At 60.7% G+C, this 11,669-nt stretch carries 12 protein-coding genes; 6 read left to right on the forward strand and 6 right to left on the reverse strand.

Annotated elements, in window-relative coordinates; genetic code table 11:
* The first annotated feature begins 17 nt into the window (after positions 1-17).
* The 5 genes from NKJ13_RS18170 to NKJ13_RS18190 all read left to right on the forward strand — a co-directional run bounded on the left by NKJ13_RS18170 (position 18) and on the right by NKJ13_RS18190 (position 6,140).
* Positions 18-3,776, forward strand: coding sequence for a vitamin B12-dependent ribonucleotide reductase (locus NKJ13_RS18170; protein WP_352738084.1), 3,759 nt, complete (start codon positions 18-20; stop codon positions 3,774-3,776).
* A 69-nt stretch (positions 3,777-3,845) separates the two neighbouring features.
* A complete protein-coding gene (locus NKJ13_RS18175; protein WP_352738083.1) occupies positions 3,846-4,622 on the forward strand; it encodes a hypothetical protein in 777 nt (258 codons plus the stop codon).
* The gene (locus NKJ13_RS18180) at positions 4,606-5,430 is read left to right on the forward strand and encodes a DUF3037 domain-containing protein (RefSeq protein ID WP_352738082.1); all 825 of its coding nucleotides are present in this window, start codon (positions 4,606-4,608) and stop codon (positions 5,428-5,430) included. The genes NKJ13_RS18175 and NKJ13_RS18180 overlap by 17 nt, the downstream gene beginning before the upstream one ends.
* Before the next feature lie 50 nt (positions 5,431-5,480).
* Positions 5,481-5,687: a type II toxin-antitoxin system HicB family antitoxin gene (locus NKJ13_RS18185; protein ID WP_352738081.1), complete on the forward strand. Its 207-nt coding sequence runs from the start codon at positions 5,481-5,483 to the stop codon at positions 5,685-5,687.
* Between the two features lie 72 nt (positions 5,688-5,759).
* Positions 5,760-6,140, forward strand: a complete 381-nt coding sequence (locus NKJ13_RS18190; protein WP_352738080.1) for a VOC family protein — start codon at positions 5,760-5,762, stop codon at positions 6,138-6,140.
* A gap of 434 nt (positions 6,141-6,574) precedes the next feature.
* Here NKJ13_RS18190 and NKJ13_RS18195 read toward each other — a convergent pair whose 3' ends face one another.
* Positions 6,575-7,594, reverse strand: a complete 1,020-nt coding sequence (locus tag NKJ13_RS18195) for a GH25 family lysozyme (RefSeq protein ID WP_352738078.1) — start codon at positions 7,592-7,594, stop codon at positions 6,575-6,577.
* Between the two features lie 251 nt (positions 7,595-7,845).
* Between NKJ13_RS18195 and NKJ13_RS18200 the strand changes: the two genes are divergently transcribed.
* Positions 7,846-8,760, forward strand: a complete 915-nt coding sequence (locus tag NKJ13_RS18200; RefSeq protein ID WP_352738076.1) for a hypothetical protein — start codon at positions 7,846-7,848, stop codon at positions 8,758-8,760.
* 13 nt (positions 8,761-8,773) lie between these two features.
* Here NKJ13_RS18200 and NKJ13_RS18205 read toward each other — a convergent pair whose 3' ends face one another.
* From NKJ13_RS18205 to NKJ13_RS18225, 5 genes are all read right to left on the reverse strand, one after another.
* Entirely contained in the window at positions 8,774-8,986 is a 213-nt protein-coding gene (locus NKJ13_RS18205) for a hypothetical protein (RefSeq protein WP_352738073.1), read from the reverse strand.
* Positions 8,987-9,105: 119 nt separating this feature from the next.
* Positions 9,106-9,504, reverse strand: coding sequence for a GFA family protein (locus NKJ13_RS18210; RefSeq protein ID WP_352738072.1), 399 nt, complete (start codon positions 9,502-9,504; stop codon positions 9,106-9,108).
* A 196-nt stretch (positions 9,505-9,700) separates the two neighbouring features.
* Positions 9,701-10,657 (reverse strand): alpha/beta fold hydrolase, encoded by a 957-nt coding sequence (locus tag NKJ13_RS18215; protein WP_352738070.1) that lies wholly within the window; start codon positions 10,655-10,657, stop codon positions 9,701-9,703.
* 24 nt (positions 10,658-10,681) lie between these two features.
* Entirely contained in the window at positions 10,682-11,167 is a 486-nt protein-coding gene (locus tag NKJ13_RS18220; RefSeq protein ID WP_352777969.1) for an SRPBCC family protein, read from the reverse strand.
* A gap of 120 nt (positions 11,168-11,287) precedes the next feature.
* Positions 11,288-11,536, reverse strand: a complete 249-nt coding sequence (locus tag NKJ13_RS18225; protein WP_023674751.1) for a ParB N-terminal domain-containing protein — start codon at positions 11,534-11,536, stop codon at positions 11,288-11,290.
* Positions 11,537-11,669 lie beyond the last annotated feature (133 nt).

The raw sequence follows: 11,669 nt of genomic DNA on the forward strand, positions 1-11,669 counted from the left end.
CAAAAGGGACCGGACCAATGCGCATCGAGCGTCGTTTCACCAAGCCAGGACAATCTGCCTATGCGGAGATCGAATTCCGCAAGGCGCTTTCCGAGATCAAGAATCCGGACGGGTCGGTGGTGTTCCGCTTGGACAACATCGACGTGCCGGCGCAGTTCTCCCAGGTTGCCGCCGATATCCTGGCGCAGAAATATTTCCGCAAAGCCGGCGTGCCCGCACGGCTGAAGAAGGTCGAAGAGACGCAAGTTCCCTCCTTCCTGTGGCGCTCCGTCGCCGACGAGGCTGAACTGGCCAAGCTGCCGGAAGCCGAGCGCTACGGTTCCGAGACCGACGCCCGCCAGGTCTTCGACCGGCTTGCCGGCACCTGGACCTATTGGGGCTGGAAGGGCGGCTACTTCAAGTCGGAGGAAGACGCCCGCGCCTTTCGCGACGAGCTCGCCTATATGCTGGCCACCCAGCGCGTCGCGCCGAATTCGCCGCAATGGTTCAACACCGGCCTGCACTGGGCCTATGGCATCGACGGTCCGAGCCAGGGCCATTTCTATGTCGACCCGTTCACCGGCAAGCTGACCAAGTCGAAGTCTTCCTACGAGCATCCGCAGCCGCATGCCTGTTTCATCCAGGGCGTGCAGGACGACCTCGTCAACGAGGGCGGCATCATGGATTTGTGGGTGCGTGAGGCGCGCCTGTTCAAATATGGCTCCGGCACCGGCTCGAACTTCTCGTTCCTGCGCGGCGAAGGCGAAAAGCTGTCGGGCGGCGGCCGCTCGTCGGGGCTGATGAGCTTCCTCAAAATCGGCGACCGCGCGGCGGGTGCCATCAAATCGGGCGGCACGACGCGCCGCGCCGCGAAAATGGTCATCGTCGACGCCGACCACCCCGATATCGAGGAGTTCATCGACTGGAAGGTCAACGAGGAGCAGAAGGTCGCCTCGCTGGTCACCGGCTCGAAGATCGTCAAGAAGCATCTCGAAGCGATCATGAAGGCCTGCATCAACTGCGAAGGCAATGGCGACGATTGCTTCGATCCGGCGGTCAACACCGCGCTGAAGCGCGAGATCAAGGCGGCCAAGAAGGACGCGGTGCCGGAGAACTACATCTATCGCGTCATCCAGTTTGCCAAGCAGGGCTACACCTCGATGTCGTTCAAGACCTACGACACCGACTGGGATTCGGACGCCTATCTCACCGTTTCCGGCCAGAATTCCAACAATTCGGTGTCGCTGAAGGACGATTTCCTGCGCGCCGTCGAGCAGGACGGCGACTGGCATCTCACCGCCCGCAAGGATGGCAAGGTGCTGAAGACGCTGAAGGCGCGCGATCTCTGGGAAAAGATCGGCTATGCCGCCTGGGCGTCGGCCGATCCGGGCCTGCATTTCAACACGACGATGAACGACTGGCACACCTGCGCCTCGGCCGGTGCGATCCGGGCGTCCAACCCGTGCTCGGAATACATGTTCCTCGACGACACCGCCTGCAACCTGGCGTCGATCAACCTTCTGCCCTACCGCAATGCCGACGGCACGATCGACATCGCAGCCTACGAGCACACGGTGCGGCTGTGGACCATGGTGCTGGAAATCTCCGTCATGATGGCGCAGTTCCCGTCGAAGGAGATCGCCAAGCTTTCCTACGAGTACCGCACGCTCGGCCTCGGCTACGCCAATATCGGCGGCCTGCTGATGACCTCGGGTATTCCCTATGATTCCGACGAGGGCCGCGCCATCTGCGCCGCCCTCACCGCGATCATGACCGGCACCGCCTATGCCACTTCGGCCGAAATGGCCGCCGAGCTCGGCGCCTTCCCCGACTATGACCGCAATGCGCAGAACATGCTGCGCGTCATGCGCAATCACCGCCGCGCGGCCTATGGCGAAAGGGACGGCTACGAGAAGCTTGCCGTCAACCCGGTGCCGCTGGTCGCCTCGGATCTCAAGCAGCAGGAACTTGCCGACCATGCCAAGGCCGCCTGGGACCGCGCCATCGAGCTCGGCGAGGAGCATGGCTACCGCAATGCGCAGGCAACCGTGATCGCGCCGACCGGCACGATCGGCCTGGTGATGGATTGCGACACCACCGGCATCGAGCCCGATTTCGCGCTGGTAAAATTCAAGAAGCTCGCCGGCGGCGGCTATTTCAAGATCATCAACCGCGCCGTTCCGGAAGCGCTGCGCACGCTCGGCTATTCCGAGAGCCAGATCGCCGAGATCGAGGCCTATGCGGTCGGCCACGGCAATCTCAACCAGGCGCCGGGCATCAACCCCGGCTCGCTCAAGGCAAAAGGCTTTACCGACGACAAGATTGCAGCACTCAACGCCGCATTGAAATCGGCCTTCGACATCAAGTTCGTCTTCAACCAATGGACGTTGGGCGCCGACTGGGTGAAGGAGACGTTTGGCTTCACCGATGAGCAGCTCAACGATTTCTCGTTCGAGATGCTGCCGGCGCTGGGCTTTTCGAAGAAGGACATCGAGGCCGCCAACATCCATGTCTGCGGGGCGATGACCTTGGAAGGCTCACCGTTCCTGAAGGCCGAACACCTGCCGGTGTTCGACTGCGCCAGCCCGTGCGGCAAGATCGGCAAGCGTTCGCTGTCGATCAACAGCCACATCATGATGATGGCGGCGGCGCAGCCCTTCATCTCCGGCGCCATTTCCAAGACCATCAACATGCCGAACGACGCGACGGTGGAAGACGCCAAAGGCGCCTACATGCTGTCGTGGAAGCTGGCGCTGAAGGCCAACGCGCTCTATCGCGACGGCTCGAAGCTGTCGCAGCCGCTCAACGCCTCGTTGCTTGCCGACGTCGAAGACGACGAGGACGAAGCCATCGAGCAGCTGATCGCGGCGCCGGCCGCACAGCGCGCCGTTCAGGTGACCGAGAAGATCGTCGAGCGCGTCGTCGAACGTCTCTACCGCGACCGCGAGAAACTGCCGAACCGCCGCAAGGGCTATACCCAGAAGGCGGTCGTCGGCGGCCACAAGGTCTATCTGCGCACCGGCGAGTTCGATGACGGGCGCCTCGGCGAGATCTTCATCGACATGCACAAGGAAGGTGCGGCCTTCCGGGCGATGATGAACAACTTCGCCATCGCCATCTCGCTCGGCCTGCAATATGGCGTGCCGCTCGACGAATATGTCGAGGCCTTCACCTTCACCAAATTCGAGCCGGCCGGCATGGTGCAGGGCAACGACGCCATCAAGAACGCCACGTCGATCCTCGACTACGTGTTCCGCGAACTGGCCGTCTCCTATCTCGGCCGCCACGACCTCGCCCATGTCGACCAGTCGGATTTCGACAAGACGGCACTCGGGCGCGGCATCAACGAAGGCAAGGCGACGCCCTTCTCCAAGGGGCTGACCCGCGGCGCCTCGCCGGTCAAGCTGGTGTCGGGCGCCGAGCCCAAGGGCTTTGCTGGTTTGGGCTCCGGAACTCCGGCCCGGACCGCCCCGACCGCCTTCTCCGGCTCCAACGTGCTGACGCTGAAGCCGGCCAGTGACGAGGCCATTGCCTACAAGCGCGACTACGAGGAGCGCGCCAGGGAACTGGTCGAGGACATCGTCTACACGGAAGCCTCCGACCCGACGGAGCTGTTCACCGACGAGGCCGCGAAAGAAGCAGCCGAAGCCAAAGCGCTCGCCGCCAACCGGCGCCAGCAATCATTGATGCAGGGCTACACCGGCAACGAATGCTCGGAATGCCATAACTTCACGATGGTGCGAAACGGGACTTGCGAGAAGTGCGATACGTGTGGGGCGACGAGCGGGTGCAGCTGAAGACCTAGTGCAGATCAGATTTAAAACCGGGGGATGTTCATGGCGGCCGTTGATACGGGATGAGATTTCATGACGCAGTTGGAAGTTATTCCACTCAGGATTGTTGAATATCGGCCGGTTCGAACGCATCAAACAATGCACGTTATGGGACGCGCATTGGGCGAGGACGGCAGTTATTATGTCGTGAAGGGCGGAGCGAAGGAGGAACTCGTCCCAGCTACCGAGTGGATATGCAACTCAATCGCGGACTCGCTTAATCTCCCAGTCGCGAGCCCTAAGGTCCTGCAGTCTGCTGATGGCACCCGCATCTATGGCACAAAGGAAATTACTCCCAGACTTCCCGAAATTGAGGCTGCTCGAGTGCTGCTAGGCAGAGCCGGGAACGATATCTTCACTCCTGAAATAGCCAACATCCTCTCTTCGACGTATGCTCTCGATCTAGTGACAGGAAATATCGATCGTCACCAAGATAACTTCATAATCTCGGTCGAGTCGGCGAGCGGAACCGGGCAACAAATTGGGCACGTTCACCTTATTGATTTCGGTTGCTCCGACCTCCTTCAGAATAGCAAAACGCCTTTGCCCCTGGCTCCAATGTCGCCTACCGTTCAGATCGGTCGGCAGATTCGTCGTGCGCATGGATTTGCTAATTCCGCTGCTGACACGCTATTGTCTCGGTTGAGAGATGGCCGCAAATTCCTATTGGAGCGCGCGCTGTTTGGAATGCCAAGCGAATGGTTGTCGAAGGAACAGAGAGAGTCATTTGCAAAGTGGTTTGTGAGCGCGCAATTCGAGCACCGGCTGAAATTGATCGGCGAAGGACTCACTGATGGCACATATTTATAGCTACGCCATCGTTCGGCTAATGCCGTTCGCGCATCGGGGGGAAACACTAAACGTCGGCATTGTCGTTTTCGGCGACATATTGGACGTTCGGTTTAGTGCTTCTCCGTCCTTGCTAGAATATTTCGGTGTCCAAAGCGGGACGCTTGACTGGTTAGCCGAAAATCTTGTCAGTTTGGATGACAGTCAGTTATCGGTAAGCGACCGAGCGAATGAACTCTCTCGTTTTGCCGGCGTTCAATTGTCTGACATCGGCTGGTTCTCGACTGACGATGACCGCCAGTACGAACTGCGGATTTCAGAAATCATTTCGGAATACGTGGAAAAACCAAAGAAGACGAGAGTCCGCAGAGCTTCTTCTAATCTTAGTCGCGATCTAAAGAAGATATTCCAGGAATATCAGATATTCAGCAGCAAGATTGAAGATATTGACAAACATAAAGTGATAGCCAACATGCCGGTTGGCCCCTCTGGAAAGCTTCACGTGGATTTTCTAATTCGAAACGGCGCTTATCACGCAACTGAGACAATCGATTTTCGAAAATCAGAAGATGCTGGCCCCGCAGAACTTAAGAATGCTGCGCTAGCAAATGTCACGTTTCAGCATGCGCGCGAGGTTTTGGGCGGGACAGAAACCCGATGCTACTTGGTGTATGCCGCCTCTTCATTGGTCGAAACAGCAGTGTTTCCAGCCTTAGAGATCGCACGAAAAAACATTTCTGATTCTTTTAACCTAGAGAGCCGCGACGACAAAGCGCGCTATCTAGATGCGATTCTCGCTGCGGCAGGCGTAAATCATTTGTTTAGCTGATGAGTGGTCGCCAGCGCGCGTCTACGGAAAGGCTCCGGAGGAGCGATGACATGCGACACGCGGTGGTGATTGAAAAAGCCGGAAACAATTTTTCCGCTTACGTGCCGGACCTACCCGGCTGCATCGCAACCGGTGCGACGGTGCCTGAGGTTGAAGCCGAAATTCGTGACGCAATACGCCTTCATATCGAAGGCCTGCGGGCCGATGGGCTGGATGTGCCCAAAGCTGTCAGCCTGGCGGAATATGTAGAGGCATAGAGCCGGGCAAAATGTGGTGCTGCAGGGTTGCGGCGTCCCGCTTCGAGTGTCAGAGTCCCGCGATGGTGCGGAATGATTGATCACATAACGGTTGCAGTGAGCGATCTGCAGAAGAGCAAACTCTTCTACGAAAGAGCTTTTGGACCTTTGGGATATCGCCTTTCCTTTGGTAAGCAGGGAGTGTTTTGGGCTTTTGATGTCGGCAGCGGCAGCTTGTTCGAGATTCAACATTCGGACAGCAAACCACCGCTGACCCATGTGCACGTCGCTTTCCGGGTAAATGGCAGGGCAGCAGTTGACGCGTTCTATCGAGCTGCCCTCGACGCAGGTGGCGCAGACAATGGTGTACCCGGCCCGCGTCCGGAATATGCAGAGAATTACTATGCCTGTTTTGTACTTGATCCCGATGGCTACAACATTGAAGCCATGCTCAATGAGCCAGTGACGGAATGACGAGGGGCAATCCTCTCGTCGTCATCCTAGGGCGGAGCAGGAGCGAAGCGACGTCGCGGAGACCCTAGGATCCATGCCGTGCCTTCCGAACAGCGCGGCAGTGCAGAAGGTGCGAAACGCCGGCGGGACAGCGCCCTGCCGGGCATTTCCCCCAGAGAGACCGGCTTCGCCAATCTTCGACGTCGTGAAAGGGCGCTGCCAATCTCGTGGGTGGGAGCGAGGAGCGGAAGCCATTGCTTGGCTTTCCGAGCGACGAATGTCCGGCAGAGCAGAGGAGGCACCGGCACTCGTTCTGCATCGCTGCATTCTTAGGCGACCATCACGGCATGGATCCTAGGGTCTCCGCGACGTCGCTTCGCTCCTGCTCCGCCCTAGGATGACGACCGCGGAGAGGCTTCGGCTAAACACCAAAGCTGGAATAGGCGCGACCGCCCTCATTCCGCCTCAGCCACCATCTGCCGTCCGCCAGTCCAGTCGCGCCAGGCGCGCTCATCGCCACGGAACACGTTGAGGTCGATGCGGCCCCTCACCCCGTGCGACAGGCCGGAGCCGGAATATTGCCAGAACAGCCATTTGCGCCCGGGATAGACCTTTGACGGGTGGGCGGCCACGGCGCGCAGCCAGAATGGATAATCGGGGAAGGCACCCCTGAGATTGTCACGGTAGAAGTCGGGCGCGGTGTAGATGATCGGGCGCTGGCCGTAGTAGCGCTCGAGCTTGTCCATGAACACCTGCATCTTCTCCAGCACCTTTTGCCGCGACGGGCGGCGCTTGCAGCTGGAGTCGCCGTTCCACTCGACGTCGATCACCGGCGGCAGCGCGCCCTCGACCCTCGGCACATTGCGGATGAACCAGTCGGCCTGCTCGCCGGCGGTGCGGCACCAGTAGAAGAAGTGGTAGGCGCCGCGCTTGAGGCCGGCGGCATCGGCACTGCGCCAGTTCCTGGTGAACATCGGGTCGAGATGATCGCCGCCGTCGGTGGCCTTGATGTAGGCGAAATTGGCGCCCTGGGCACGCAGCTTTCCCCAGTTCACATTGCCCTGCCAGCGCGAAACGTCGACGCCGTGGACGGCGAGACGCCTCGGCGAGGATGCCTTGCCGAAATTGATCGGCTTGGCATCGCGAAAACCATAGCGCGTGACCGGTTCGGCAAGCATCGCCGGTGCCGCGCGTGTCAGCCGCTTCGGCGGCGACATCAGCGCGATGACCTCGGCCGGCGGTTCGACGTCCTGATCGGGTACGTCCATCGCGACCGGCTGTTCGTCCTGCTCCTGTTCGGCAAAAGCGGGCGCAGCATCAGTTTTCGCCACGGACGCCACCGGCGCGGGGGGGCGCACAACCGAGCTGGTGGTCTCGCTGGACGGCACTTGCAGCGCATCGACGCCGGAGGTCGACGTGCAGCCGGCAAGGCACAGCGCTGCGATCGAAAAGATGACGACGCCTGATAACCGCATCTGGACCTGTACGCAAAACACAACAGACCGAAGGCAGGACAACGCCGCCGGACAAACCAAGCTGGATTCCTAACAAGAAACTACCAACAAAGTTTGAATCGAATTGTTAGGGCTTTGCATCCGGACGTCGCCCGGACAGAGGTGCGCTATCCCTCCAACCTTCGGCCACGTCGCTGCCTCGGCTTGACAACTCACGGCATGAGATTAGTCTCTACTAATCTTACGGTGTAAGGCACCACGTGGAGGACGTCATGCAGCCCGCCGCCCTGTCAGAATTGCAGCCCGTAGTCCCGCCGGAGCCATGCTCGCCCGCCATCGGGGTCGACGAGATACCTCGCAACCTCAGCCGCGTCATCGAACGCGCCGAGGTCAATGCCTGGCTCGATCTCTATCGCGCCGCCCCGGCAGACTTTGCCGCAAAGCAACGCCTTGCCATCGCCGAAGATGGCGATCTCGTCTGGACCACCTGCACGACGATCCCGTTCATCCATTTCAACTGTGTCAAAAATTTCGGCGTCGAGAGCGCGGCCACCGAGAGCCGGCTCGACGCGTTTCTGGCCCATTATCGCGACGCCGGCATTCTGCGGCCCTGGTTCTACACCAACCCACACACCGAGCCCGCGACGCTCAGCTGCTGGCTCGAGGCGCGCGGCCTGCAACGTCAGGGCGGCTGGGAACGCATCTTTCGCGACGCGACGCCATTGCCCGCTGAGCCGCTTTTCCCGACGGAGGATGCCTCGGTCGAGCGGGTGACGCCGGCAACGGCAAGGGAATGGGCTGGGTTCATCGACAGCCAATATCGGTTGCCGACCTCACCGTGGTTGCTGGCGCTGGCCGGCCGACGCGGCTGGCATCATCACATGCTGCGGCGGGACGGCGCGGTGGCGGCGGTGCGCTCGATGTTCATCGGCGCCGACGGCATGGCCTGGAGCGGCATCGACGCGCCGGTGCCCGGCATCATGGCGCCGAGCTTCGACCTCGATGCAATGCTCGGCGAAGCGATGGTGCGCGACGGACTTGCGGCCGGTGCAAAACTGTTCGTGGCCGATATCGAGGCGCCGCGAGCCGAACGTGACGGGCCGGCGTATCGCAACTATGCGCGCCTCGGCTTCAGGCTCGCTTATTTCCGCAGCCATTACAGCTATTTGCCGGCAAATTCCGGCTGACCGCTTCAAGACCCTAGCTGCACAACCACAGCTTGTGGCAGGTCGTGGCCATGAGGTGGGCCGGCGGTACAAAGTGATCGTTGACCGGCGCATCATCGTCTACCCGGCGGATCTTTTCTTCGAGCAGCGTGCGAAGGTCTGCCGGCTGCACGCGGTCGCGCTCCATTACCAGCTTGATCATCGGATCGCTCAAGAGTTCATCCAGGGTGTTGATGCTGTCGTTCATCCGTCGCCTCCTCGACTGCCTGCCCGCACGCCAATAGATAGGCAGCAATGATGGCCCGCCAATGACGCTTTGCCGGCTATCTCGTGTCGCTTCGGATTAAATTTTGTCCAGATTCCACCTCAAATCGGAGGTGGCGCGCCTTCAAACTGCGGCAGGCCGTCGTCGATCTGCACCCAGGGCTGCTTCGAGGCGGTCCAGATATGCATCTCAGGCCTGAACAACGAGGGATCATCGAGCGAGCCGGTGGTGATGCCGATAATGCCGGCGGAATCGCGCCGGGAAAACATCGTCGTGCCGCAGCGCGGGCAAAAGCCGCGCTTGAGATCGGGCGAGGAATTCACCGTCGCCAGCGGTCCCTCGACCGTCACATCATCGATGCGGAACAGCACGCGCGCGTTGAAGGCGGCACCCAGCGCCTTCTGGCACAACCGGCAATGGCAGACGCGCTCATTGATCGGTGCCGCCTCGGCGCGGTAGCGCACCGCGCCGCACAAACACCCGCCCTGATATCTTGCCATCACCCGCGTCCCTGCCCTGTGAGGATAGGCGGCATACCTATCGATAGGCGTGGCAGCGTCAATTGAAAAGCTTTGATGGCGCCATCTATAGCTGTGATGCGGCCAATACACGATTGGCCGATGCGCCGGGCCAAGGCCCCATGGGCGACGTGCCGGCCATCTCGCGGAAGACGGCCGGCAGACAATTGACTGGGCGTCAGTTCGTTTCGTTGACGACCTCGTCCCAGGTCTTGACCTTGGTCTGGCCATTGAGGAACGGCAGCGCGGCAGCTGTCAGTTCCGGCGCGAAGAACACATCGTAGTGGGTGCGGTTCGGCACGATCGCCAGGCGGTTCTGCGACAGGTTCTCGCGCATCCAGCCGGCGTCCTTCAACCCGCCGCCGAGCATCTGATAGAATTTGATCTCGTGCTCGGGCCGGTACATGTCGCTGTCGCCGAACACCAGCATCACCGGCATTTTCAGCTTCGGCACGTCGGCGGAATAATCGTAGTCCTTGCGCATATAGGCGCCAAGTTGATCGAGCAGTTTCGGAAAATCCTCCGGATGCGGCGCAACCGCGACGTAGGATTTGTACATCGGCGTGTCCTTCATCATGTCGGCCATCGCCGCGCCGACCTGTGCCTGCTGGCCACGCATCTCGGCATAGAAGCCGTCCGCGGCATAGCCGGTCGAGACCAGCACCAGGCGGCGCACCGCTTCAGGCTGCTGGACGGCCATGCGGAAGGCGACGCCGCCACCCAGCGAATAACCCATGACGTCGACCTTGTCGTAGCCGAGTGCCTTGACGATCGCCGCCATGTCGTCGCCCATCGCCTCCAGGCTGAGCGGCCGGTCGCCGAGCGCGGTGCGGCCATGGCCCTGCAGGTCAACGCCGATGACGGTGCGGTTTTCGGCAAGTCTTGGCAGGATCGGCGCGAACATGTCGGTCGTGCCGAGACCGCCATGCAGCAGAAGCAGCGGCTCGCCCTTGCCATAGACGGCGTAATAATAGTTCAGGCCGTTGATCGGCAGCAGGCCGGATTTTTCCGGCGTCGGCAGTGTTGTGGTTGCGGTCGTCATGGCGGGCTTGGCCTCCTCTGCGTTGATGGTGCCCGGCGCGGCAAATAGCGCGGCGGCCGAGGCGAAAATGGCGAAAAATATCGATCTGGACACGTCAGTCTCCCTCTCCCGTTTGCATCAAAGCCGCTTGGCGACCTCCTCAAGCTGTTCGGCGCACTGGCCCCAGCCGTCGTGAAAACCCATTTTCTCGTGCTGTTCGCGGTCGGCGACCGACCAATGCGCGACGCGGGCAATGTAGCGGGTCTTGCCCTCGCCCTCGTCCTCAAAGGTCAGCACGACCGTCATGAACGGCTTTTCGGACGGCTCCCACGCCTTCGTATAGGCATCGGTGAAGACGAGCTTTTTGCCCGGTACGACTTCGAGGAAGATGCCTGGATTCGGGAACTCCTTGCCGTCGGGATCGGCCATGACGACAAGGGTGGAGCCACCGGTCCGCACATCCATTTCGGCGCGCGGCGTCGTCCACGGCTTCGGCGAGAACCATTGCGTCAACAGGTTCGGCTCGGTCCAGCAGCGATAGACGTTCTCGCGCGGCGCATCGATGATGCGGGCGAGAACCAGCTCGCGGTCGGAGTTGGGGGCGATGTCGAGCTTGGTGGTCATGGCGTTCCTCACACGTCGGTTTTGGCTTCCGTGTCTAGGACGAACCAACAAGACGCAAGCCGACACGGTCCGCGAAAAAATCCGCGGGACCGGAGATTCGAGCGACGGAACTGAGTGGCTTCAGTGGCGCTTGGCTTGCACCAGATAGGCGTCGATCTCGGTCTCGCCGAGCCACTTGGCCGCTTCCAGCCGATGCAACCCTTCGACCAGGATATGGCGCTTGCCGTCATGGCGCACCTGGATCGGCATCTTCATGCCGTTTTCCAGAATGTCCTCGGCCAGATGGCGGACGGTCTCGGGATGCAGCGTCTTCTTGCGCGCGGTCGGCACGTAGATATCGTTGACCCTGACCTTTTGCACTCTCAGCATATCGGCTCCCGTGGCGGACAATGCCGCCCTTTGTGAGATAGTCTGTTTGTCAGGCAAGGCCAAGTGAGCAGCCCGGCAATGGCTGGCCCGATCGTTTCCAATTGACGCTTGGCCGGCGGATAGCCGAAATGGC

Origin of the sequence: Mesorhizobium sp. M0174 (genome assembly GCF_040322275.1) — a bacterium.
Taxonomy (GTDB): domain Bacteria; phylum Pseudomonadota; class Alphaproteobacteria; order Rhizobiales; family Rhizobiaceae; genus Mesorhizobium.